At 67.7% G+C, this 25,335-nt stretch carries 15 protein-coding genes; 5 read left to right on the plus strand and 10 right to left on the minus strand.

Features of this window, described 5'->3' with window-relative positions; genetic code table 11:
- Nucleotides 1-8: 8 nt before the first annotated feature.
- The 4 genes from VEW47_14795 to VEW47_14810 are packed head-to-tail and all read right to left on the minus strand — an operon-like array spanning nt 9 to nt 3,999.
- Nucleotides 9-482, minus strand: coding sequence for a hypothetical protein (locus VEW47_14795; GenBank protein ID HYS06451.1), 474 nt, complete (start codon nt 480-482; stop codon nt 9-11).
- Nucleotides 479-823: a histidine triad nucleotide-binding protein gene (locus VEW47_14800; protein ID HYS06452.1), complete on the minus strand. Its 345-nt coding sequence runs from the start codon at nt 821-823 to the stop codon at nt 479-481. Before VEW47_14800 ends, VEW47_14795 begins: the two co-directional genes overlap by 4 nt.
- 27 nt (nt 824-850) lie before the next feature.
- Nucleotides 851-2,104, minus strand: a complete 1,254-nt coding sequence (murA, locus tag VEW47_14805; protein HYS06453.1) for a UDP-N-acetylglucosamine 1-carboxyvinyltransferase — start codon at nt 2,102-2,104, stop codon at nt 851-853.
- 47 nt (nt 2,105-2,151) lie between these two features.
- On the minus strand, nt 2,152-3,999 hold the full coding sequence (locus VEW47_14810; GenBank protein ID HYS06454.1) for a hypothetical protein: 1,848 nt from the start codon (nt 3,997-3,999) through the stop codon (nt 2,152-2,154).
- Between the two features lie 88 nt (nt 4,000-4,087).
- Between VEW47_14810 and VEW47_14815 the strand changes: the two genes are divergently transcribed.
- Nucleotides 4,088-4,393 carry an FmdB family zinc ribbon protein gene (locus VEW47_14815; GenBank protein ID HYS06455.1) on the plus strand — a complete coding sequence of 102 codons (306 nt, stop codon included), beginning with the start codon at nt 4,088-4,090 and terminating at the stop codon, nt 4,391-4,393.
- Nucleotides 4,394-4,402: 9 nt separating this feature from the next.
- On the opposite strand, the gene VEW47_14820 is transcribed toward VEW47_14815, so the two are convergent.
- The 3 genes from VEW47_14820 to VEW47_14830 are packed head-to-tail and all read right to left on the minus strand — an operon-like array spanning nt 4,403 to nt 6,981.
- Nucleotides 4,403-5,374, minus strand: coding sequence for an NlpC/P60 family protein (locus VEW47_14820; GenBank protein ID HYS06456.1), 972 nt, complete (start codon nt 5,372-5,374; stop codon nt 4,403-4,405).
- Nucleotides 5,371-6,297: a UTP--glucose-1-phosphate uridylyltransferase GalU gene (gene galU, locus VEW47_14825; GenBank protein HYS06457.1), complete on the minus strand. Its 927-nt coding sequence runs from the start codon at nt 6,295-6,297 to the stop codon at nt 5,371-5,373. The genes VEW47_14820 and galU overlap by 4 nt, the downstream gene beginning before the upstream one ends.
- Before the next feature lie 42 nt (nt 6,298-6,339).
- Entirely contained in the window at nt 6,340-6,981 is a 642-nt protein-coding gene (locus VEW47_14830) for a hypothetical protein (protein ID HYS06458.1), read from the minus strand.
- A 30-nt stretch (nt 6,982-7,011) separates the two neighbouring features.
- Here VEW47_14830 and serS point away from each other — a divergent pair, with 30 nt between their 5' ends.
- Genes serS through VEW47_14845 form a run of 3 tightly spaced genes read left to right on the plus strand, consistent with a single transcriptional unit; the run spans nt 7,012 to nt 9,804 of the window.
- Nucleotides 7,012-8,280 carry a serine--tRNA ligase gene (serS, locus tag VEW47_14835; protein ID HYS06459.1) on the plus strand — a complete coding sequence of 423 codons (1,269 nt, stop codon included), beginning with the start codon at nt 7,012-7,014 and terminating at the stop codon, nt 8,278-8,280.
- 4 nt (nt 8,281-8,284) lie between these two features.
- On the plus strand, nt 8,285-8,971 hold the full coding sequence (locus VEW47_14840) for a 4'-phosphopantetheinyl transferase superfamily protein (GenBank protein ID HYS06460.1): 687 nt from the start codon (nt 8,285-8,287) through the stop codon (nt 8,969-8,971).
- Entirely contained in the window at nt 8,968-9,804 is an 837-nt protein-coding gene (locus VEW47_14845; GenBank protein ID HYS06461.1) for a phosphatase PAP2 family protein, read from the plus strand. Before VEW47_14840 ends, VEW47_14845 begins: the two co-directional genes overlap by 4 nt.
- Nucleotides 9,805-9,830: 26 nt before the next feature.
- Here the strand turns inward: VEW47_14845 and VEW47_14850 are convergent, their stop codons facing one another.
- Nucleotides 9,831-14,393 carry a protein kinase gene (locus VEW47_14850; GenBank protein ID HYS06462.1) on the minus strand — a complete coding sequence of 1,521 codons (4,563 nt, stop codon included), beginning with the start codon at nt 14,391-14,393 and terminating at the stop codon, nt 9,831-9,833.
- Nucleotides 14,377-14,955 carry a sigma-70 family RNA polymerase sigma factor gene (locus VEW47_14855; GenBank protein ID HYS06463.1) on the minus strand — a complete coding sequence of 193 codons (579 nt, stop codon included), beginning with the start codon at nt 14,953-14,955 and terminating at the stop codon, nt 14,377-14,379. Before VEW47_14855 ends, VEW47_14850 begins: the two co-directional genes overlap by 17 nt.
- 324 nt (nt 14,956-15,279) lie before the next feature.
- Here VEW47_14855 and VEW47_14860 point away from each other — a divergent pair, with 324 nt between their 5' ends.
- The gene (locus VEW47_14860; protein ID HYS06464.1) at nt 15,280-15,777 is read left to right on the plus strand and encodes a hypothetical protein; all 498 of its coding nucleotides are present in this window, start codon (nt 15,280-15,282) and stop codon (nt 15,775-15,777) included.
- A 75-nt stretch (nt 15,778-15,852) separates the two neighbouring features.
- On the opposite strand, the gene VEW47_14865 is transcribed toward VEW47_14860, so the two are convergent.
- Complete coding sequence (locus VEW47_14865; GenBank protein HYS06465.1) at nt 15,853-25,074, minus strand: S8 family serine peptidase; 9,222 nt, start codon at nt 25,072-25,074, stop codon at nt 15,853-15,855.
- Nucleotides 25,075-25,335 lie beyond the last annotated feature (261 nt).

Genomic DNA, 25,335 nt, shown 5'->3' on the forward strand with positions numbered 1-25,335 from the left:
CCGCGGAATCAGCGCCCGGCCCGATCGGCGGCGTGATAGCGGCGCACCGTTCCCAGGACTTCGTCGAAGTCGGCGAGCGAGTCGAGGACGACCCGGCGGCCGGAACGCAGGACCAGGAATACCGCGCTGGCCCGCGGCTCGAGGCGGCCGAGCCGCAGCGCGCGGTGCTCGCGCACCTGCACGACCTCGTCCCACCGCACCAGACGGGGCCGGGCGCCGAACAACGCCAGGAGCGTGTTCCGGTACTCGATGCCGGCGGCGCCCAGCGAGTAGCGGTCCGCCCACGCCCCCAGGGCGTTCGCCAGGCTCAGGAGAGACAGCCCGGACAGGACGAAGAACCCGGCGGTGATCCCGGAGGCCGCGGCGACGGAGATCGTCGCGGCCACGAACAGGAGGGCGCAGGCGGCGCTGAGCAGTCGCGTCCCTGCGGTCCGGCGGAACGTGCGCGGCGCTCCGGCCGCGGGAGGACCGTCCTCGTTCATCCGGGCGGCCAGGTAAAGCGGCGGCCGCCGAGCAGGTGCAGGTGGATGTGGAACACCGACTGTCCGGCCCCCTCCAGGCAGTTGGCGACCAGGCGGTACCCCTCGGTGTGCAGACCCTTGTCCTTGGCCACCCGCGCGGCGACCAGCATCATGTGCCCCAAAAGCCCTTCCTGCTCGGCGCCGACGTCGTTCAGCGTCGCGAAGTGGCTCTTCGAGATCACCAGCGTGTGCGTCGGGGCCTGGGGATGGATGTCCTCGAACGCCACGACCTGCCGGTCGTCGTAGACGATCTTCGCGGGGATTTCCTTGCGCGCAATCTTGCAGAAGAGACAATCGGCCATCGCTGTCCTCCCGGCGGGTGCCCGGCGCTACGAGATCCTCTCGATGCGCGCGCCGAGCCCCTGGAACTTCGTCTCCACCTTCTCGTACCCTCGGTCGATGTGGTAGGCGCGGTGGATCGTCGTCTCCCCCTCGGCCGAGAGACCGGCGACGATCAGGCAGGCCGAGGCGCGCAGATCGCTCGCCATGACCTGCGCGCCCGAGAGCGGCGCCGGCCCGGCGACGATGGCGGTCTGGCCGTCCTCCACGATACGCGCCCCCATGCGGCGCAGCTCGCCCACGTGCATGAAACGGTTCTCGAACACCGTCTCGGTGACGATCGACACCCCCTCTGCCCGTGCCGCCAGCGCCATGAACTGCGCCTGCAGATCGGTCGGGAAATCGGGGTAGGGGCGGGTCGTGACGTTGGCGCCGCGCAGGGCTCCGTCCGGCTCGACGGTGATGCTGTCGGGCCCCCGGCGCAGGACGACGCCGCACTCCTGCAGCTTGTCGAGGACCGCTTCGAGGTGCGACGGGTCGCACTGCTCGATCCGGATGCCGCTCCGCGTGGCCGCCGCCGCCATCAGGAAGGTGCCGGTCTCGATGCGGTCGGGGATGACGGTGTGGGCGGTGCCGCGCAGCCGCGCCACCCCCTCGACGACGATGCGGCCCGTGCCCGCCCCGTCGATGCGCGCCCCGCAGGCGTTCAGGAAGCGGGCCAGATCGACGACCTCCGGCTCCAGGGCGCAATTCTCGAGGACCGTCCGCCCCTCAGCGAGAGTGGCGGCCATCATGATGTTCTCGGTCCCGGTGACGGTGCGATCGTCGAAGACGATCTCCGCCCCCTTGAGCCGCCGGCACGAGGCGACGACATAGCCGTGCTCGATGGCGACGTCGGCCCCCATCCGGCGCAGCGCCTCGATGTGGTAGTCGATCGGCCGCGCCCCGATCGCGCAGCCCCCGGGGAGGGACACCTTCGCCCGTCCGAGACGCGCCAGGAGCGGGCCGAGGACCAGGATCGACGCGCGCATGGTCCGGACGAGGTCGTACGGCGCCTCCGGATCTCCCGCGGCGCCCCCCTCGGCGCTCAGGCTGTTCCCCTCCAGCTTCAGCGACCGTACGCCGAGATGGCGCAGGACCTTGACCATGGTCTGGACGTCGCGCACCACGGGGACGTTGCGCAGCGTGACCGGTCCTTCCAAGAGAAGCGTCGCCGCCATCTCGGGAAGCACGGCGTTCTTGGCGCCGCTGGCCCGGACCGTTCCCCTCAGCCGGCACGGGCCCTGGATGCGGATCTTGTCCATGGAGGCGAATTATACGCGCACGCGGGCGGAGCCAGAAGCGCCCCGGATCAGCGCTTCGTCCCGGCCGCGATCTCCTGCCGGACGCGCTTCAGCAGCGTCTCCGTCTGCTGCAGAAGCTTCGGGTCCTTCGCTTCGCCGGCGAGCGTCTCCAGAAGCGCCGCGGCCTTCCGGTAGTCCTTCCGGTTCGCCAGATCGACCGCGCGGTTGAATGTCTCGACCTGGCGGTTGAAGGTCCGCGTCTCCTCGATGCGCTCCAGGTGCTCGCCGAGCTGACGCTTGAGAGCGGCGTTCTGCGTCTTCGCCTGGACGTCCCTGATGATCGCGATCCCGGCGTCGATGTCCCCGGAGTTGACGAGCCCCTCGGCGCGCTTCAGATCGGATTCCAGGAGGATCTCCTCGCCGGTCTCGATCGTCTGGCGGTTTCCGGAGCGGCGCAGAACCCGCTCGACGATCTCCTGCGCCTTGGAGCGCTCGCCGTTCCGGGCATAAAGCCCCGCGAGGTTCAGCGCGACGTCCATGCGCGACGGCAGCATCCGCCGGGCCTTCTCGAGCGCCCCGATCCCCTCCTTCGGGCTGGCATCGTCGAGCGTGAAGGTTCCGCCGAAGCCGGCGTAGGCCTCGGCGACCTCCGGACGCAGCCTGATGCTGGCGCGGTACAGGTCGCGCGCCCGGGCCAGATCGGGCGGAGGTCCCTCGGCCGCCGAGCGGCGTGTGATCGTGCCCGGGGGCATGAAGCGATCCATGAGGCTTTCCGCGTAGAGGAACATCGTCAGCGCATCGTGGGGCGCCAGCGCAAGCGCCTTCTCGTACGCGGCGGTCGCCTCCTGGCGCCGCTTCTGCAGATCGCGCAGGTATCCCAGCCCGGTGTAGGCGGAGGCCAGGGAGGGATCGGCCCGGATCGCCGCCTGAAAGTGCGCCTCGGCGTCCGCCTCCCGGCCGGTCTGACTGTGCACGAGATAGTCTCCGAGCCGCGACAGTGTCTGCGCGCGGGTCATCACCGCGGGCTCCGACTGGGGCTCGATCGTGAGGTCCTTGAGATCGACGATGCTGTAGGTCATCTTGTTGCGCTTCACGTACGCGACGAGCCTCGTCTGGAGGTCCCCCCAGTCCGGCCCCAGCAGGGGCCTGAGCGCGTCCCGGAGGCCGGTGCGCGGCGGGAACTGCGCCAGGAACTCGACCCCGCGGAATCTCTCCTCCGTCCGGCCCCACGCCAGGTAGTGCGCGAGGGCCCAGGACTCGGCGTAGAACATCCCCTGGCGGTCCCCCTCGTTGTAGTCCTTCGAGTCCGGGTCGATGCCGAAGAGATCGGAGAGGGGGATCCACGTGCCGGTCCGCAGCAGCCGGAGATGCTCCTCGATCGGCCGGCCGATCTCGACGTGCTCGGCGTCGGCCGCGAAGGTGCCGTAGCACTCGGCCATCCCTTCGTTGAACCACAGCGGGATGTCCTCGAAGTTGTTGTTGAGGAAGTAATGCAGGTACTCGTGGTACACGACGCTCCAGGGATCGGTCGCCGGGCTGGCGTCGAGCGCGACGTAGTTCCCGTCGCGGTGCCCGGCGAACGCCCCGGTGACGTTGGCCGGGCCTAGACCGACGCGCTTCTTGTACGGGTTGAAGGAGGCTTCGTTCTTGAAGACGTACACCCAGGTCGGGACCGGAGAGTTGACCTCGAGACCGGTGACGACCCGCGCCAGGGCCGCGCGGAAGCGCTCGAGGCTGCCGCCGATCTCCCTCGTGCGGTTGTCGGAGGCGTTGCTGAACAGAGTGAAATGGGCCGTCCGCACCTCGATCCAGCGCTCGCCCGGATCGGGCAGGGAGATATCCGCCGAAGCGACGAAGGATCCGGCCGTGACGAGGAGCGCGAGGACCGGGAGGACGCCGGTCGCCCGTCGAGCCATGCGGCGATTATAGGACATTTGGCCCTATAATCCTGGAGCCTGCGGCGGGATTTTCCGCCGCGCTTTGATGTGTGGCGGGAGGAATCCGGTGCCGCTGTACGAGTACGAATGCGAGGCGTGTCATCACCGCTTCGAGCGGATCCAGCAGTACAGCGATCCGATCGTCAGGAAATGTCCCAAGTGCGGCAAGAAGAAGGTGAAGAAGCTCCTGTCGTCGCCCGCCATCCAGTTCAAGGGGTCGGGCTTCTACATCACCGACTACCCGCGCAAGGGAAGCACCTCGAGCCTGCCGGACCACTCCGAGTCGGAGAAGAAGAAGGACAAGGACGACAAGGCCGACAAGACCGACACCTCGAGCAAGACGCCCAAGACGAAGCCCGAGAAGAAGGACTGAGCCTCCCCGTCAGGCCCGACTCCCGAGCCGGCGCGCCGCACGGTACAGCCTCGCCCAGTAGGGATCGTCCAGCCGGTCGACGCGCACCGTCGGCGCGCGGTAGGTCGTGGCGCTCACGAACCTGTCGCGGTCGAGCGCGATGCCGACGTGCGTGATGCTTGTCCCGTCCGGGCCGAAGAAGACGAGATCTCCGGAGCGGAGGTCCGCCCGGTCGACGGCGTGCAGCCCGGTGTGGGAGTGCTGCAGATCGGCGTCGCGCGGCAGAAGGTGGCCGTGCATCCTGTAGACCAGCTGCGTGAGGCCGGAGCAGTCGATGCCGAACGGCGTGGTGCCGCCCCAGAGATAAGGGAGACCCAGGAAGCGCAGCGCGGTGGCGGCCACGGCCGCGCCGTCGAGGAGGTCCGGGGGAAGCCGCCGCGTCACGGGCTCGACGTCCCCGCCCTGGACCCAGCCGCGGCGGCCGTCGGGAAGGCGGACCCTCTTCCATTCCGGCCGATCCTCGACGACCTCGACGACCGCGAGCAGGGGCGCCGTGGCGATCGGCGAGGCGGAGGTCACGTCCCTGTCCCGGTAGATCTGGCACATGAAGTTCACGACGCGCCAGGCCCGATCGGGGCGGGGATAGGGGGCCGAGCGCGGGAGGATCGATCGGAGCGCGGCCGAGCGGATCCAGCCGCGATAGCGGTCGGCGGTCTCGACCAGGTCGTAGCCGCGCGCCGCGTCGAGGACGGCGACCCCCGCACCCAGGGTCGCCTGACTGACGACCGGCGACGCGGCATCGGGCCGCTCGAACAGGTTGACGATCGGAGGCAGGACGACCGCGGCCCGGCGCGCACCGGACGGCCGGCGCCCCAGGAGGGCGCGGCGGCCGGGCGCCAGGACGCGTCTCTCCGGGTGCGCGCCGAGCCCCCGCGCGCTGCGCCTCCTCTCGGGGGCGTGGCCGCGCGTCTTCGGTCGCGGTGCTATGCGACCGCGCCTCACCTTGCGCGCTTTCGCCGGCGCGCGGACTTCGGGGAGGCGGGCGCGCCGCCGAGGTCGAGGTTCTTGAGATAGACCCGGAACGCGGCCCCCAGGTCGGGCCGGCGCAGGGCGAACTCGACCGTCGCCTTCAGGAAACCGAGCTTGTCCCCGGTGTCGTAGCGCCGGCCGCTGAAACGGTAGGCGTAGATCCGGCGCCGGCGCAGCAGCGAGCGCAGGCCGTCGGTCAGCTGGATCTCGCCGCCGCGCCCGGCGGCGGTGGCCTCCAGGTGCTTGAAGATGTCCGGGGTCAGGATGTAGCGCCCGATGATCGCGAGGTCGGACGGCGCCTCTTCGGGGCTCGGCTTCTCCACCAGGTCGGTGACCTGGTACAGGTGATTGCCCGCCGGCCGCGCGGCGACGATGCCGTAGTCGCTCGTGCGCTTGCGGCTGACTCGCTCGACCGCCACGATCGGACAGCGGAGTTTCTGGTAGACGTCGATCATCTGGCGCATCACCGGGACCTCGGCCTCGATGACGTCGTCCCCCAGGAACACGGCGAACGGCTCGTCCCCCACCAGATCGCGCGCCATCAGGATGGCGTGCCCCAGCCCGAGCGGCTCCTTCTGCCTTACGTACGACACGTTGATCATGTCGGTGATCGAGCGGATTTCCTTCAGGAGGTCGACCTTGCGGCGCTGCTCGAGGAGCTGCTCCAGCTCGAACGCCACATCGAAGTGGTTCTCGATCGCGGTCTTGCCCCGGCCGGTGACGATGATGATCGACTCGATGCCGGAGGCCGCCGCCTCCTCGACCACGTACTGGATGATCGGCTTGTCGACCAGCGGCAGCATCTCCTTCGGCTGCGCCTTGGTCGCGGGCAGGAAACGTGTGCCCAGCCCGGCGGCGGGGAACACCGCCTTGCGGATCGGAGCGGGGGTCGTCACGCGGAGGGTCCTCTCGATCGGCTCCCGGGAGCCGCAGTGTCCTCAGAGCCGCCGGATTATAGACCAGAGGCGGTCGAACAGCGGCAGCGGGGAATCCGCCTCGCGCTCCGGGCGGGCCGCGGCGGCGGGGCGTGCGAGGGGCACGCCGTCCGCCTCGAGCAGGCCGTCGCCCGCGCCCGCCTCGATCTGGTCGCGCAGGTGGCGCAGACGCGCGTAGAAGCCGGAGGTGTGGAACGACCGGACGAGCCCGAGCGCCTCGCCGTCGTGATGGTGGCAGAACTCGTGCAGCAGCGTGTTGAGGAACGCGGTCGGCCGGACCACATCACCGCGCGCCGGCGTGCGGTTCGGGACGCGGATGCGGCCGAGCGGCCGACCGCCGCGCGCCACGCGGGGGTTCTCGGGGGAGGGCAGCCGTCGCCGGTAATCCCCCTGCAGACTGTAGACGATGCGGCCGCCGCTGCGCCGGTGCGGCTGGTGCTCGTCCGGCACGACCAGCTCGGGGACGGCGACGCCGGTCTGAGCCGCAAGGACCGAGAGGAGCTCCGACCCGAGAAGCCGCCGGCTCAAGGCGTCGCGCGCGTTCAGGAGTTTTTGCGACGCCCACGCCGCCTCTTCCGGATCGCTCAGCGGCAGCGTGCGGATGCGGTTGCTCCTCGTGTAGTCCGCGCGGCGCGTTCTTGCCATGCCCGCGCATCATACATTAGACTCGCCGCCATGCTCGACATGACGTGGGTTCGCGAGCACCTCGATGTTCTCGCGAGCGCGCTCCAGGACCGCGGCGCGCGGATTTCGCTCGACGAATTCTCCGCTCTCGACACGGCACGGCGAACGGCGCTGCGCGAGGTCGAGACGCTGAAGGCCGCCCGCAACAAGGACTCCGAGCAGATCGCCGCGCTCAAGAGAGAGCGCAAGGACGCCGCGAGCCTCATCGAGGAGGTGCGCCGGCGGGGGGACCGGATCAAGGAGCTGGACGCCCGGATCGCCGAGATCGAGGCGTCGCTCGAGTCCTGGCTCCTGACCCTCCCGAACGTCCCGCACGAGAGCGTCCCGAAGGGAAGGAGCGGCGACGACAACGTCGAGGTGCGCCGCTGGGGCAAGCCGGCGACGTTCGACTTCGAGCCGCTGCCCCACTGGGAGATCGGCACCCGTCTCGGGATTCTCGACTTCGAGAGGGCCGCGAAGATCGCCGGCGCGCGCTTCGCCGTCTACACCGGCGCGGGGGCCCGCCTGGAGCGCGCGCTGATCAACTTCATGCTCGACCTGCACACGCGCGAGCACGGCTACACCGAGGTCCTGCCGCCCCTCATGGTCAACACCGCCGCGATGACAGGCACCGGGCAGCTGCCGAAGTTCGCCGACGACCTGTTCCGTGTGGAGAAGGCCGGCTATTGGCTGATCCCGACCGCCGAGGTGCCGCTCACCAACCTGCACCGCGAGGAGTTCCTCGATGGAGCGCGGCTGCCGCTCTCCTACACCGCCTTCACGCCGTGCTTCAGGAGCGAAGCGGGCTCGTACGGCAAGGACGTGAAGGGGCTGATCCGCCAGCATCAGTTCAACAAGGTCGAGCTGGTGAAGTTCACGAAGCCGGAGGAATCGTTCGAGGCGCTCGAGCTCCTGACGCGCGACGCGGCGACGGTGCTGGAGCGCCTGGGCCTGCCGTACCGGGTGGTGTCGCTGTGCACCGGCGACATCGGGTTCGCCTCGACCAAGACGTACGACCTGGAGGTCTGGCTGCCCTCCTTCAAGGCCTACCGGGAGATCTCGTCCTGCTCCAACTGCGGCGACTTCCAGGCGCGTCGCGCCTCCATCCGGTTCCGGCGCGGCCCAGGCGCGAAGGCGGAGTTCGCGCACACCCTCAACGGCTCGGGGCTTGCGGTCGGCCGCACGCTCGTGGCCATCCTCGAGAACGGCCAGCGCAAGGACGGCGGCGTCGCCATCCCCGAGGCGCTGCACGGATATTTCGGCGGGACGGAGATAACCTAGCCGGGTGATCGAGACCCTCTTCTCAGCACCCGTCCTCACGCTCGCGGCCACGCCGGAGATGTGGGCGGGGGCGCTCCTTCCCGAGGAAGAGGCCTGCCTGTCGCCGCGCGCCATCGCCAAGCGCCGCCGCGAGTTCACCGCGGGGCGCGTGTGCGCCCGTGCGGCGCTCGGGCGTCTCGGAATCCGCGGCTTCCCGCTCGTTGCCGCTCCGGACCGCTCTCCCGTCTGGCCCCCCGGGATCGTCGGCAGCCTGTCGCATTGCGGCGACTACTGCGGCGTGGCGATCGCCCGGCGCGGAGACATCGCCGGGGTCGGTTTCGACGTCGAGAGGGCGCGGCCGCTCGAGGGGCGCGTCGCTTCCATCATCTGCACCCCCGCCGAGCGGCGGCGGATCGAGTCCCTGCCCGGCCTGCCGCCCGGTCTCTGGACCATGATCGTCTTCAGCGCCAAGGAAAGCGCCTACAAGTGCTACCACCCTCTCATGAAGACCTTCCTCGATTTCCACGACGTGGAGATCGACCTCGCGCCGGAAGCGGGGACGTTCACGGCGAGGATCCTCAAGACGCAGGCGGCGGACCAGGCGGCCGGGCGCCCCGGCCTCGAGTCTCTCGGCGGCCGCTTCGCCTGGAACGACGCGTACGTCTTCGCCGGCGTCACCCTGACCGCCGCCGAGCTGCGGGACCCCGCGTGATCGCCGGCCTCTCCGCCCCCGGGGGCCGGAGCGGGCGCCTCCTCGTCCTCGCCGTCTCGCTCGCGGCGGCGATTGTCCCGCAGGCGGCCGCCGCGGAACCGGCCACGCCCTCCCCCCGCGCGACCTTCCGCGAAGCGCTCCGGACCTTTGCCGGCGACGGGCGCTACCTCCTCACCTTCCCGGCGCGCGCCAGCCGGAAGGGGGCCTGGATGACCGCCGGATCCGTCGCGGCGACCGCGCTGGCGATGAACCGGGACGAGGAGATCCGCGCCAACGTCGTCGATTCGGACCGCCCCACGGCCGGCCGGATCGCCACCAAGTTCGAGCCGCTCGGCAGGATCGAAGTCGAGGCGGCGGCCCTCGGGACGCTCTACCTCGCCGGGCGCGCCACGCGGAACGAGCGCGTGGCCGGGCCGGCGGCCACGGCGTTCGAGGCGTACGTCTGGGCCGCAGTCATCACCAGCGTCGCCAAGGGGGCGTTCGGACGGGAGAGCCCCGGGCGCGGATCGGAGGAGGGGAGATTCTTCCGAGGAGACACGATCTTCCCGTCGGGCCACACGGCGCGCTCGTTCGCCATCGCCGCGGCGTTTAGCGACCGCGGCGGCCGCAAGGTGGCCGCCATCGCGTACCCGGTGGCGGCGCTCATCGGTATCTCGACCGTGCAGGAGGACCTGCACTGGGCGTCCGACGTCGTGGCGGGCGCCGCACTTGGCTTGGCGATCGGTAAGGGGATTGCGGCGCGGCATCCGCGTGCGGGTGCGCTGCCCGCGCCGGGCGCGACTTGGAACGTCGTCCCGAACCGGGCCGGCGCAAGTCTAAGGATCACCTTCTGAGGTTGATGCCGGATCGGTTCCGCTGACTACCAGGTCGGCAGCCTCTCCCAGCCGGGGTCAGGGGGCTCGAAGGCGAGCGTCCAGCCGTCCGCGGCTCTGTCGTCGAGGACGGCCCGGATGTTCGTCAGGGAGTGGAGTCGCTCGAGAAACTGCTCGTGCGACAGCGGGAGGAGCGACTCACCCTCGGGCATCGGCCAGAGTCGGACCGTGCCGTCGGCGCCGGCGGACACGATCAAGCGATCGTCCGGAGAGATGGCGACTCCATTGACCGCATGAGGATGACCGTAACCGTTGTGACCGACCAGGTCATACGGGGGGCGACCGTCCTGGGGGATGACGCGCACCGTATCGACTCCACCTGCGCACACGACCACCGTCCCGCTGTGATTGAATCGACAACCCCGGGCATCCTCCGAGAGCACGCTGACGCTGCCATCGACAAGATTGTGCAGCAACGTGCCACCACCCCTCCGATCCGCCAACAGCCGCTTTCCGTCAGGACTCAGACACGAAGAGAGCCAGGACCCGATGTCCTCCTTCACCAATTCAGCGGTGTCCTTGCCGATGGTCCAGCGGTACAAATTCTTCGCTCCGTTGGCGGGTCCGCTCACGAAAAGAAGCCGGCCGTCCGGCAGGAAAGTCAGGTAGGTGACCTCCGCGTCAGTTCTGAGGTCCCGATACGTTCCCGCTTCGAGGTCCCAGACCCGTAGGAACCGATCCGCCGGGGCTCTGCCGAAGAGTCCTCCCCCTCCTGCCGCGAGTCGGCCGTCGGGGCTGAATGCGACCGCATCGACGACGTCCTGGAAGCCGGGAAGTCTCTTGGCCCGGCCACCCCGCAGCGAGACCAGCACCGCCCCATTGAATGTGCCGGCAAGGAGGTAGCGACCGGCAGGGTCCACGGCGAGAGTCGAGACTTTCTCTCCCGGGACTTCGAAGTCGATCGGGTCCCCACCGGAGCGGGTGAGAGGCCAGCGGCGCAGCCTGCCTCCTCCCACGCTGGCCGCGACCCAGGTGCCGTCCGGGGCGAAGACAACCGGCCCGAGACTTTCTCTCGTCTTCGCGCGGAACAGGATATGAGCGTAGCGGCGGTCGAGCGGCCAGAGGCCGACGCGTGGGTTGTCGCTGCACGTTGCGAGCCAGCGTCCGTTCGGATGGAACGCGAGGCCCTTGGTCCCGCCGGTTCTGTCAAGCAATTCGAGGGGAGGCAAGCCCGGCGGGCCCATCAGGTCCCAGAGGCGCACGGCCCCGCTCGCGTGCCCCGAAGCCAGGAGGGACCCCGTCGGATCAAAACGAAGAGAGTAAACCCCGTCTTCGGCGTCGAAGAGCGCGAGCGGTTTCTCCGCGATCTCCTTGACCACCCACACGCGGATCCCGCCGGAGAGGTTCCCGGAGGCCAGGAGTCTGCCGGACGAATCGAAGGCGAGCACCCAGGCGCCCTGATGCTGCCCGACGATCCGGGGCCGCGTCTTGTCGAGTCGATCCAGCGGTTGGAGATAGATCTTTCCGTCCTTGATGTACCCAACACGCTCTCCGCTGGGATCGACGACGAAATCCGCAACACCATCGAGTTCTGCCAGGATGACCGGTTCAACTCCGCCACGTGGCCAGGAGAGCAGCCGGACGGTCCCGTAGCCAGATGCCGAAGCGCCGTGGATCGCCGCGGTGATGAGACGCGACCGGTCGGCCGAGATGAACTCCGGCCTGTGCCGGTCCTCTCCTGAGCCGTACTCGATGGAGCGGATCGGTCGCCCGTCGGGGACGGACCAGACCTGGACGGCGGTGGAGCCATAGGCCGAGGTTAGAAGAACATCGGATCCCGGTCCGAACAGCGTTTTATCGACATGCGTGCCGCGGCCGGCCAGGACACGGGGAGGCCCGCCCCCGGAGGAGAAGAGCAGGATCCTCCCCGTGAAATTCTGGCCCCTGGCGAGCCAGCGTCCATCTGGACTGAACTGGACCTCCGACCCGTTCCCCTCCTCGGACTCATCGAAGACCTGGGGCTGGCGCTCGAGCGCGTCAAGGGCCAGGTGACGGGCCTCCGGCGTGTCGGCCCGTTCCAGGCTGGCGATACTGAACGCCAGGGCCATTGTCGGTCGCGTGTCGATGTGCAGCTGGCCGAAGGCTATCAAGCGGCTCGCGTCGGCGCGCAACGCCTGGTTTTTCGCCCGCACCCACAGTGTGCCGATCGCGGCGACGACCACGAGGAGCGCGGCGATCACGCCCGAAACCGTCGCTCGCACCCGCCGTCGCCGCCGCTCTGTCTGGGAGACCATCGCCCGCGCGAAAGACTCCTCGGTCGCCGTGAGCCCGCCCGTGTAGCGCTCGCGCCAGACGAGGAACTCCCTGTACGACGTCCCGGTCCATAGAAGATCGCCGGGGCAGCCGCGCTCCTGCCACATCTGCGCCGCCTGGCGAAGCTGGTCGCGCAGTCCTGCGCTGTCCGCGTCCTGCGTCTGCCAGCGCGCCAGCCGCGGCCAGGCCAGCAGAAGCGACTCGTGGATGATCTCGACACGTTGGCGTCTGGTCGCCCCGCTGCTTTCGTCCTCCTGCACCTCGAACGATGTCAGCAGGCGCGCGTCGATGAGGGCGCACAGGACTCCGTCCGCTCGCTCTCGGTCCCGGAAGATTGACAGCAGGTCGTCCCGGTCCCGTACCGCACGCGTCCTCCGGGCGGTGACCAGGTTGCGGAAGATCTCCCGCACCAGCGGTCGTCGCTCGGTTCCGATGCGATCCAGGACCGCCTCGGCGTGCTGCGCCAGGGCCCCCGCGACGCCGCCGATCTCCCGGTACGCCTCGCGGGTCAGAAGCCCCGCCTCCCGGTTCCGCTTCTCCCAAAGCCGCGCCACGGCGAACGCCAAAAGTGGCAGGGCACCGCGCTCTTCCTTCACCACGTCCAGCATCTCCTCGACCAAGGCTTCGTCCTCGAAGCGGTAGCCGCACTTCAGGGCCGGCTGCGTGAGGGCCCGGCGCAGAGCGGCGCCCGTCGGGGGCCCGAGCGGCGTCAGCTCGGAGAAGATCGGTGTGAGAGGCGGGTGGGCATGGCACTGGAACAGGAAATCGTCCCGCATGGAGAGCAGCACATGCACGTCTGCCTCGAGCGCCAGCCGTCCGAGAAGCTCCGCGAAGCGCGCCTGCACTTCGGGTGGGTTCAGCGTAAACAGCTCCTCGAACTGATCGACGATGAGCAGCACCTGCTCGTGGCGTTTCCGCCATGTGCCGATCAATTCAACCACCACGTCCGGCTCCTCGAACCTCGGCAGCAGACGGACCGCCTCGGCGTCGCCCGAGAGCTCCGGCGCGAGCGCCTGCGCCAGGGCCATCATCGGAGAGCTGCCGGGATTGCAGACGACGCAGCGCCATCCCTGCGGCAGGGCCGGGATCAGCCCGGCCCGGAGGAACGAGCTCTTGCCCGCTCCGGACGGCCCGATGATCGCCTGCAGGTGAGGCCAGCGCAGCTTGCGCCACATCTGCTCGACCTCCACCTCGCGCCCGAAGAAATACTCGGCGTCCGCCTGCGTGAACGACGCGAGGCCCGGATAAGGGCGTCGATCGTCCGCCGCCTGCACGCGCAGGGTGACCACCTCCAGCGCCCGCGCCAGAGCCTGTGCCGATGGAAAGCGCAATCTCGGATCCTTGGCGATGGCCCGCAGCAGGACCGGGCGCCAGGGACCTTCCGGCAACCGGGGCGGCTCCTCGCGCGCGCCCGCCCACAGAGCCTCGCGAGTCGTCTGCCCGCTTGATCCTCCCACGCTCACTATCTCGGCCAGCACCACACCCGCTGCGAAGACGTCGGTCCGGGCGTCCAGAGTCTCTCCCTTGAGCTGCTCGGGCGCCATGTAGGGGCGCGTTCCCACGATCGAGTGGTCCCGGTCATCCGTGACCGGCCTCGCAAGCCCAAAATCCATGAGGACGACTCGACCCGTGCGCGTGAGCATGATGTTCCCCGGTTTGATGTCCCGATGGACCAGTCCGGCCCCGTGGATGGCCTCCAGACCGATGAGGAACTGCGAGGCGATCTCCGTCGCTTCCTTGAGATCGAGCGGTCCCCGCTCTCGCAGGACTCCGGCCAGGGTGGTGCCGTCCACGCATTCCATGGAGACGAGCTCAAGGCCATCGGCCTCGACCAGGTCGAAAATCCGACAGACGTTCGGGGATGCCACCTGCCGGGCTGCGCGCACCTCGCGACGCAGGAGATCGAGCGACCGCTCGTCTCCGAGACGCTCCCGGTGTAACGACTTGAGAGCCACTTCTACCCGCAGTTTCAGATCGAGGGCCAGCCACACTTCTCCCATCCCGCCCTCGCCGAGGAAGGCACGGATCTGATAACGCTCACCCAAGATCCGCCCGGGCGTGAGCCCGGGGTGGACTGTTCCTGTGTCATTGGACGAACGGGCGCCAGGGAGGTCGGCGTTCGGAGGATCGTGCGCCGTTCCGGAGCGCATCGCCATCATGGCCTCCAGGACGCGCAGCTGGTGCAACTGAGGCTGCAGGGCGGCGTGAGTCGCGCTTTCGCGCTCCCAGTCGACGGCAGCCCCATCGCCAACCGCCGAGGCGAGGCGGAGCAGCGCTTCGTCATCTTGCGTGCTCAACCATCTTCTCCGAGAGGCGGGCCAGGGCCCGCGCCACGAGCATCCGGGCTGCATCCATCGAAGGGCTGCCCATCGCCTCGGCCACCTGCTGGTAGGTGAAGCCCATCTCGACCCGCAGCACCACGGCCTGCTGCTGTTCCTCCGTCAGGGTCGCCAGGGCCGCCTCGTAGGAATCGATCGCCTCCGTCCCGATCGCCTCGGCGAGTGGCGAGGGATGCCTGTCTTCGAGCCCGGCCGGCAGGGGCTCCATCTCCGGTCCACGATCGACGCGCCGCAGCGTTGCGCGGATCTCGTTCAGGAGAATCGTGCGCAGGTAGGCCAGGAACGCCCCCTCGCGTCGCGGCTCGAATCCCCCCACCCTGTCCAGAGCCCGGAGGAGAGTCACCTGCACGACATCCTCGGTGTCGATCAGGGCGCGGGCACGCGGGGGGACGCGGCCGTGCGCCCAGCGCCGCAGGAGGGTCCGGTAGCGGACGACCAGCCGCGCGCGCGCCTCCTCGTCCCCCTCGCGCACCTTGGCGAGCAGCGAGGCAGTGCTTTCGACGTCGTCTCGAGCGGCCATTTCAAGCCGTAAGCGGCACGGGTGCCGGGGCCAGGAGGAACCCCCAATCGTTCCGTGCACTCGCCCGCTGAGCGAATTGCCTACCTTCTTCTCTGTTTTCGCCGCTTGCCAATATTGTCGGAATTATCCCACATCGGCCGTTCGGTTGCGCCCGCCGCGGGCATTGATCTCCATGAAAGCGGAGTGGTCCTCCAGAGAGGAGGTGGAAGGCGGGGAAGCACCCTGCTTCAGAGTCTCCGCGAATGGATGGTGGACCGGTAGGCAGTCAACTCGATCCTTAATTATGGATCATCAACAGTCAGGGAGGTGGGTATGTCTGCAGGAATGAAGAGAGCTGTACGGGCCCTGTCGGCAGTCCTCGGCGCGCTCCTCGTGGTGTCCAGTCAGACCATGGCCGGGCAACCGGTGCACGAGGTGCGTGGGCATGCGGTCTTCACCCTCGATCCGCCGGCAGCCATCGATCAGGTGACGATCAATGCCGCCACGGACGAGAATGGCGTCGTGAGAGGCAGCATGTCGGTCTGGCCGCTGGTCTACCTCCTGGACCTCGTGCCGCCGACGCCCGTCGTTCCGGACCTCGCGGGCTGGACCCAGGTGATCCGGCTGACCAAGCTGGAGGTGGCGGGAAACGTGGCACACGCGGGCGGGATTGTCATCTTTGACAATCGCTTGCCGGATCTCTTCATCGGGTGTCCCATCAATTTCACGGTCACGGACAACGGCAGCGGCGGGTCGGATGACGTGCTGGAGATCGACGTCCTCTGCTCGGGAGGCGGCTCCGCTGTCCGCACGATCCTCGGCGGCAACTTCACAGTTAGATAGGTCCTTCTTCCTGGCACCTGATTGTCGGGCCGGCTCCGGAAGCGCGGAGCCGGCCTTCCCTGCCGAATCATCCCGTCAAGGCTGGCAGGAGGTCGCCGATCCTGGCGCCGCCGAGCTGTTCACCCTGTATGGTGAAGCGTTGGCGGTCGGGCAACCGAAGCCCGTGGTGAGCGGGTTGTTCTGAAGCGGTCCAACCCCAGCTTGACCGAGGTTCAGGCAGGTACCGCCTGCGCCGCAATTGGCGTTCGTGGCGCATGGCGCGCTCGGCGTCGAACCGAAAATGCACCTGCCGGGGTTGACGCACCCAAGGGCCCCGTTGACATCACCTGCCGTCGCCGCGTTCGCCACGTAGAACGTCGCGGCACCGTGGGTCGGGTCCTGGTCGTCGATCTGGTTGAGAGCGCCGGTCGTGGCGTTCGTGGCGACCACGGACAGGTTGTTGCGGAAGCAGGTGGTGGCAACGTGCTGCCAGCCCGAAGGGGGGCCGGGCGCCACGAATCCGTTGCCGAGACCCATCGACGTGATGGTCCCCTTGTAGACATCCACCGGACCGAACCCGGCCGGAGACACCAGATTCAGAGTTGTCGTCCGGGCCGCCCTGTCATACAGGACGCCCGCGTTGCGGTCGTAGGAGTTCGCTTGCGTCCCGAAGACAATGTCACCGTCCGATTCGGCGTTGGCTCCGGCGTAGATCGCCAGCTTGATCGTTTTTGGGGTGAGACTGGTGCAGCTGGTGTCCGAGCTGCAGCGGACCCTGACCGAGTACGTGGGGCTGTACTCCGTCGGAGTGTCCAGGAAGGACGCCTTGCCGCTCCATTCCTGCACCACGACACCGTTCTTGCCGAACTCGAATTGCGCCCCGCCGTCGGCGCAGCCACCCGGCAGGCTCGAGTCGACTGCCGAGACGAGGATCGACTGGCCTGCAACCGGCACCAGGCTCGCTCCGAACACGTTGTTGTTGAGATCGGTCGTCTTGATCTGCGGCAAAGTGCCTTTGTCAGTGCCGGCGGCGCTCTCGTTGCAGTCATCGGCCGTGGTGGCTGGGCAGACTGTTGGTGGCGCAGCCTTCAGATCTGGAACTGGCGCCACTTGCGACGTGACGACGCCGGTGATGTCGATGTTGTCGAGCCACCAGCCAGCGACGCCAGGGGCGCTGGTTCCGCATTCAAAGTACGAGGAGCAGTCTTTCCCCCAGCTGGCGGCAATCCAGCGGATTCGTATCCTCTGACCGAGGAAGCCGTCCAGGTTGAACTTCGATTGGACCCAGACGCCCTTCCCCGAGGGCTCGACGACGCCGCCTGAGCACGTGAAGGTCTGGTCCGCTGTTGTGCCGGCGACGCTTCCGCACTGCGACCAGGCTTTCGAGCTGAAGCACATCGTCTCGTGCACCCCGCGCGGGGCGGGTGGCGCTGTGCCCGTGTCGGTCGGAGTCAACTCACAGTAGTTGGCGCCGAACACGCTCCAGGCCGGGACGGTGTTTTCGTAGACGTTCTGGAACGGCACGAGCGTGTCCCAGGAGCCCCAGTCGTCCCTGGCTGGACTGGGGTCGAGGTCGGTCTGCACCTGGACCTGGGCGCAGTCGAGGCACACGTCCAGCAATGTTCCGCCGGTCGCCAGGGCGACGATGTGCCAAAAGGACAGCTTGAAGTCGTTCCCGTCACGCGGGATCAGGGCCAGGTTGATCGGATTCGAGACGAGCGCCTGCAAGGTGCGCAAGTGCGTCGTATCGCCGACGGCGAACGAGTTGTTGTCGAAGTGCGCCCCCATGTGCAACGAGTTGGGAGGCGAGAACGCCTTCTGTCCGTCGGCCGGGGTGTCGTACGAGCAGCCGCCGACGCATCCCGTCTGGGCGGTGCCTCCGAAGCCTCCACTTTCCGTGTTCGGGCAGTTCATGGCCGTCGGCGGGCAGTGGAAATGCCAGTCCATCGGGAAGTCCGGATCGAGGATGCAGGTCGGATTCCCTTCGGCCGGCGTGGTGAATCCGCCGCAGGCCTTGCCGGTCAGGACGTTTGTGCCGACGCCGGTCGCGCTGCCATGCATATAGGAGCCGTGGCCGATCACGCCGGTGCCGGCATCCAAGAGACGAAACGTGTCAGCGGTCGAGAACACGCCGTCGCCGTCGCGGTCCGAATCGAAAGTCTCGCGCAGCGTGCCGTCGTCGCCAGTTCCAGGGATGCCGTCCGGGCCGGCTATGAAGGTCCGCCCTCCGACCGGAATGTCCAGGTCGGCAGGGAGACTGAAACAGGCGGTACCTCCCAGGACCTCGTTGGAGTTCGCCGTGACGCAGAGGTTGATATGGGCCGTGCTCGACTGCGTGCTCTGCATGGTGTCGCTCGTTTGGAATGTGAAGCTCGATCCGGCCACGAGCGGCGTCAGGCTTCCCACCTCCACGGTCGCCGCTGCGGGCACCGACCCGACCACGACCCTCGGGAAGGTGATGCAGGCCACGTTAGGGTCCGCCGAATGCAGTGTGAAGCTTGCTCCAGTCAGGGCCTGACCGGTGTTCTGGATGCGGACCGTCACCAGCCCAGTCTCTCCGGTGTCAGGGAAGGCGTCGTGATCACCATCGATGTCCTGGTAACTGGCCTGCAGGATGGAAAATTTCGCGAGCGGAAGCTGCTGGCAGGAGACGATGCCCGAAAAGGCAACGAGATCATCCGGCACGCCGTCGAAATCGTCGTCCAACGAGCCGGCCGAGTCGCAGGCGTCGCCCAGACCGTCGCGGTCGCTGTCGAGCTGCCGCTTCGTGCCCGGAATGATCGTCGGGTTGTAGACGTCGGGGCAGTCGTCGAGGGCATCCTCTATCCCGTCGGCGTCGGCGTCGTCGTCAACCACCGAGCAGTCCTGCGACGGGCTGTGGTGCACCGCCGTCTGGCAGATTCCGCCCGCCGGGCAGTCGGTGCTGCTGGTACAGGAGATCAGAGGCGCGTTGCCGCACAGGCGGACGAGGGCGACCCCCAGACAGTCTCCGTCGCAGGCATTGCCCAGGTGGTCACCGTCCCGGTCCTTCTGGTCGCCGTTGGCCGTCAGCACGCAGTTGTCGCTGATGTCGAAAATTCCGTCGGCGTCCAGGTCGTCCAGGCCGAAGCACTCGAAGCCCCGGGTCAGGTCGCAGGTGCCGCCGCCGCAATCGGTGTCGAGGAGACAGGGGCCGAGTATCCCACCGATGCAGTGGCCCTCCTGGCTGGCGTTATACAGGTCGGGGCAGTTGTCGGAGGCGTTGTCCACGCCGTCGCCATCCACGTCGTCGAGCTCGCAGGCATCGCCGACACCGTCCGCGTTGGCGTCTTCCTGGCCGGGGTTGGCGACGTTCACACAGTTGTCGCATAGATTGCCGATGCCGTCGCCATCCCCGTCCTCCTGCAGCGGGTTGTAGATGAGGGGACAGTCGTCGACCGCAGTGTTGACCCCATCACCGTCGAGGTTGTCGAACTGGGACTCGCCCGCCTGACCGTCATGATCGCCGTCGCAGTTCGGGTCGAGGTAGTAGACGATGAACTGTCTGTCGTTGCCCGGAACGACGAAGACATTGTCGGGCGTGTTCGAGGTGCCCGAGAAGACTACGTTGCTCCGGAACAGCCCCGGTTGTCCAGACACGGCAGGCAGGGTGTAGCGCTTGGCGTTCGGCTTGAGGACGGTGAATCGCGCGGTGGAGAACAGATCGGCGTCGCTCTCGGTTACGATCATCACCTGGACGCTCGGCGTGCCCCCGGGCAGCTTCGGATCCACCACGCTGATCTGGACCGACTCTTCGCACTCGTACAGGTTCGTGCGATCCACGGCGATCGTGGCGCACTGTCCGCCCGCGGGATTCCCCGGCGTGCCGAACCGGCTGCAGGCAGGCATGTGCGCCGGGTTGAAGGAGGACTCGTCCAGGGGGTGGAACTCATCCCACTCGAAAACCACGTCGTCCACACCGAATCCGTAGTCGGTGAGGAGAGCCGCCGACTCGTTGCTGGAGAATCCCAAGGCGATCGCCCAGCGGTTGCCCACGCTCGGGCCGGGATTGACGCCCGCTTCGAAACCGATCAGGGTCTCGGGGGCCGCTCTGCCGAGCAGGGTCTCGACCTGAAACCCTCCTTCGTAACCGACCAAAGTCGCCTCGAAATTCCGCACCGGCCCGGGGTTATTGATTCCTTCCAGCGTACAGGTACCGTTGCCGGTGCAGTTCGCGCTCGTCTCGCACAGACCTCCGGGGTTCGTGCCGCCGCTGCAGACGCCCGGAACGGTAGAGGCCGCCTGCGGGAACTTCAGGTAGTCCGGGTGCGCCGTCGGGATGGGAGAGGTGCGGCCCGGGACAGAAATGTAGCCGGAGAATCCGGTCTCGCTGCCGCCGTCGAAGGGCGTGCCGCCGTTGGCGTCGCTGAACGGGCCGAACGTCCTCTGGTACGGGAAGATAGTGTCCGGGCCAATCCCGTAGTACCACGAGAAGGCGAACATGCTGGTTGGCCAGCCGCCTTGGAGTGCGTAATAAATGTCCAGCTCCTGGCCCAGGAGGCTGATGGTGCTGTCCTCATCCAGGTTGTTGTCGATGGTGATGCCTAACTGGGCATAATAGCTACCCGTCACCTCATCGTTGATGTTCATGGCCAGGCGCTGAAACTCGACGCCGTATCCGAAGCCGCGTGCGTCCGGGAGTTGGTTGACCTTCGCGATGATTGGGGAGTGCAGCACGTCCATGACCAGCTCGACACGATTCTCGGTGTTCGGGTCGTTCGGAACGTTGTAGTTGTCACAGGCGGTGGCGCCGCCGGAGGGCGTGCTCGGGTCGCCGTCGCCCGTGTGCCAGATGCCGTAATGATTCAGCCCACCCCCCGAAGTTTGGAAGCCGCACAGGCCGTTCGTCTTCCACTCCCACATCGGGTTGGCGGAGATTGACCCCGCATTGCTCTGTGGGTGTCTGATCGGCACCCAGCCGCCGTTGGTGCTGTCGAAGTTCCAGGGAACCTTGTCGCCGCTCGACGGCCCTGTCACCGAGAACAGGATGCCGCGGTCCAGGAGGCCGTTGGGGATGATGTCCCGCTCGTTCGCGTCCAGGAGGCCGTTGTTGTTCAGATCCTCGCCGAGAGTGTTGCTGACCATCTCCGCCGCGACCGTCAGTGTGGAGGGGTTGTCCGCGCCGAGCACGAACATGCTCGAGAACGTGACGTCCTCGTCCGGCAGGACAAAAAGCCTGACCGGGTCGATGATGTCGGGACGATCGATGATCAGGTTGCGGTTCAGGTCGCGCACCTGGCGGCCGCCGGCCGGAAAATCGGTGGAGTAGCGCCGCGTGTCGCGGTCAGCGTTTATGACGTTCGTGAACGCGTAGGACTGCCGGTCGATCCGCCGCCCCTTGTTCAGGGAATCCAGCGTCAGCGTCATGGTGACCTGGCGATTGGCAATGCTTAGCCCGTTGGCGGCCGTCTGGTTGACGACGACATGGAAGTAGGCTCCCTGCACGGCGCCCTCCGGCACACGACCGAGGTTCAGAGGTGAGTCGAGGACCTGGATAGCCTGTGCACCAGGCCCGGAGGGTGTCAGCGTGGCGACGACGCCGGGGTAGTCATCCGACGAGGAGTCGAGCATGCTGCTCCGCCCACGGTTGCTCAAAGCGATTCCGTAGGTCAGGACTTCACCGGCGTCGAGGTACTCGTCGTTGTCGCAGCCGCCGGCGACGGAAGTCTGCGGACCGATGACGTTGTTCCCCAGAATGGCGAAGAAGCCGGGCACGAAATCGGGTGAGCATTCGACTCGGGCCGAGGCCGTGACTGCCGGCTGACCGGCCGGAGCGTAGGTGGCGACGACCGTCATTCCGGTGTCGGCCTCGAGGATGCCATTGCCCGGGACGGGGGACTGGAGCAGGCGCACCGGCACCTCCGACGATGTGCTCGATCCCGGGGTCGCGGCGGAGGCGAAGGCGATGCCGCTCTCGGTGTCCACGATAGCGCCGGCGGCGTTCCGCACGGAGAAGGTGGTGGAGCCGCTTGATCGGCCGGCGCCGGCTCCGGTCGTGTCGAGGATGGCCGCAACCGCGGCGCCATCACACGCGTACATGACCCTATCCAGCGAAATAGAGCTCTGCGGGAACAGCGACGGGCCCCGTGACGGAGCGGCTTCGGCCAAATACACCGGCCCGGCAACCACGAGGGCATAAGTCTGCCCGCCCAGGTCCAGGAGACCGTTCCCGTTGCCGTCTTCGCCTGCGTCCAGGCGGCGGTTGCCGTTGGCATCCTCGTTCGGTCCGGTGATCGTGATCGAGCCCGGGGTCGCTCCGCCCTGTCCCCTTTTGACGGTGACGCGCCAGGTGCCCACGAAAATTGGAGAGTCGGCTGCGCTGGTGTCATTGTTCGGGTCGAAACTCAGGTGGATCCCCTCCTGTGGATTCCGCCTGTCGTGGACTTCAGCCTGTCCGACCACCCTCACCTTGGACCATTGGTCGCGGAAGGGGTTCTGCGTGCCGGGATAATTGTTCCCGTCATAGAAGCGGTTATCGGCATCCGTGCCGACGCCACAGACGGCACCGTCCGGGCGGGTGTCACCGGCGAACAGACAGTTGTCCGGGCCCGGTCCCTCGAGGACGAGATCGAGGTCGTTCACCAGAGATCCGCCCGAGCCGGGGGCGGAGGGGGGATCGGTCCAGGCGAGAGCGACGCGCACCTGCCCCCGGCCTGCGGCCAGGCCCGCGCCGGGCGCGCCGACCGTCACCGGGCTGGCCACCCGGAAAGTGTGCACCTGGGATGTACGCAGGTTGTCGATGGCAGGCTCGGCCGTAGCGATGTCGTCCCAGACCAGAAGACCCTGCGCCGGGTGTTCCCAGTGCGCCGGCCCCGGCGGGGTGTTGCCGGCCGTCCAGCGGTTGCCGGTCTTGCCGACACCGCCGAGACGGAAGCTGTCCGACCAGTTCGGCAGGGGCAGGACGTTCGTCAGGACCACGCGGCCGTACCCCTGCTCGCTGTTCCCCATGATTCCGATCGGGATGCCATTGATGGTACCGACGTCGAAGGAGCGCGTCCGGCGCAGAGTCCTGTCCGACTCGGATTTCTCGGTCTCGCCCGGCCTGCGGATGTTCGTCGTGAACCTCGCCGAGGCCACGAGGGCGGCCTTCACCAGTGCCCCCGAGACGTTCGGGACACGGTTGACGGCGAGGCGCTCGCCGCTGGGGTACAGGCCCTGTGCGAAGTAGTCGCGGACGAGGGCCGCGGCGCCGGTGACCGCGGCGGCGGCGAAAGAGGTCCCGAAGTTCCCCTCGTCGAGCTCGGCGTCCACCGGGCCCACGTTGTCGTTGTCGCGGCTCCTGAAGGCGGCCATCGAGGCGGCCTCGAACCCCGGGATCAGGTCGCTGCCGGGGGCGACGATGATCGGGGCCATCCTCAGGGACTCCGGGGTGGCGGGACCGCGGGACGAGAAGGTCGCCATGTTCGCCAGGTTGTCGGATTCGGCGAAGGGTTGCAAGGTCATCTCGTCGGAACGGGTGGCCCCCACTGTGACGATGTTCTTGGCCGTCGAGGGGGGCGGGATCTGGATCGGCCTGGGAATGAAAGTGGAGGGACAGGGCACCGGGCAGTCGTCCGTGTTCGTGCCATTGAAAAAATCTGGGATGACCCGGGGTCTCCAGAATTCGGGCCGAGTTGCCTCGATCAGCGCGCCGCTGTTGCCGGCCGGCCCGAACACAAGGAAGTCGCGGTTGTTGTACAGGAAGGTGTCGATGTCGGCCGACTGCTGGGGGTAGGTGCCGTCGTTCCGCTGGAACTGGACAGTCGAGAAGTTGTCCGGGGCGCCGAACGGCGTCACAGCCAGGTGCACGTCGGCGCCGCCGCCGGTGATCCCGGCGCAGGCGCCGGTGCCGCCAGTCTTGGGGCAGATAAGCTCCGCCAAGCGGGTCGCCAGGCTGCCGGGATCGACGTTGCCGCCGCGCTCAACCAATGAATTGAAAGTGCAGCGGCCGCTGTCGGCGATGTCCGACACGATGATGCGCGCCCCGCGCGCCACGCCGTCCAGATTGGCGTTGCGCGCAGAGGACGTGTCCGCGTCCTTTCTATGGATCTTGGTCAAGAACGCCCCGACCTGGCTCGGGTTGGCGGCGATGACGCTGGCGACAATGTTTCCGTGGCTGCCTCCGCCGCTCAAGATCGAGTCACAGTCGCTGCCGTTGTCTCGCACCGGAATGATCGAGTGGACCTTGCGGTGCGCCGGGCCGAACGGATGCGTCAGGTCGGTAACCTGCGTCGCCGTCTGAGAGAAGCTCGGCGTGTCGGCGCTGATCCCGTTGTCGATGACACCGACGAGCTGCGGCGGGACCGTATCGCTGCCGTTGTTAATCCTCTGGCCATCGCCGTTCGTGTCGACCCCGCCACCGTCCACGCCGAGATCGTCGAACGGGCGGGAGCCGTTCGATTCCTGCAGCGATCCGGTCTGGAGTGTCGGCGCGTTTTTGGCGTTCGTGTCCATCATTTCCAGGCTTTCCTGGATGTTGAGGACCTCGCGGATCCGCGCCAGCCTCCCGAGGCACTTGTAGTCCGCCCGCACCAGAAGCGCCGACTCCGCCGGGCCATAGTCGGAGACATCCACGACGCCCGGAACACGGGCGATCGCCTGCCGCACGTCGGGAAACTTGCATCCCGGCACCAGGGCCACCTCGAGCAGCAGGTTTGGATCGGTCGCGCGGGCCCTCTCGATGAGCGGCCGTCGACCGGTATCGAGCGAGATCTTGTCTCCCGGAGGCACGGCGTAGAAAAAGCCAACGTCCGGGTTCTGGCGCAGGTGGCCGATCTGGTTGGCCTCCAGGTAGACCAACAGAGTGGAGTTCGGGCCGTAGCCGACGATGCGCGCCGATTCGCGGATGCCCTCGAGGACGGCGTCCAGCGACTTGACTGCGATGGTGTCCTGCCTCAGCATCAGGTGGTTCAAGCCGGGCGCCAGGTTTCCTTTCGCGCCCAGGTCCACGACCTCGGGTTTCGCCAACCGGAGGCCGCCCGGCAGGACGGACAGAAGAGCCGCGGGATTCTTCGGATCGAGGTCGCCGAGGTTCAGTCGCAAAAACCCCGCGGCGTCACCCGGAACACGTGCGGGCCCGTTCTTGAAGGCCTGTCCGAAGGGGGAGAGCCCCTCGGGTCTCAGCGTGGCATGCGGCAGTCCAAGGTTGGCTATCTTGCGGGCCTCGACCTGATCCAATCCCACGTCGGGCGAGTTGTCACCCGCCGAGGCGAAGGGCTGGATCCTTGAGGACCATACTAATAGGACCGGTCCGGCCAGGATCAGGGACAGACCCAGGACGAGGGTGCCCAGGGTGCACTTTGTCCTCGAAGGTGCGATCACGGCTATTCCCTGAGTGAGCCGCGAGGATAGTTGCCGCGGAATAAAAGACTCCCCATTTCACCGGAACGAGCGCGGAAGCCAATAACGAGAGAGGACAAATTCGACCCCTGAGCTGAGTCCTACGTGGGCGAATAAGATCCCCCACTGCGACCCGGCTCGATTCTTGCGATCCGGCGGAGGGGCGTGACTGAGTTAGGGACAACCTGATTAATATGCTATTCATATACGCTCTGTGATTCTGACTGTCAAGCGCACTTCTGA

This window comes from Candidatus Dormiibacterota bacterium (assembly GCA_035635555.1).
Classification (GTDB): Bacteria; Acidobacteriota; Polarisedimenticolia; order Gp22-AA2; family Gp22-AA2; genus Gp22-AA3.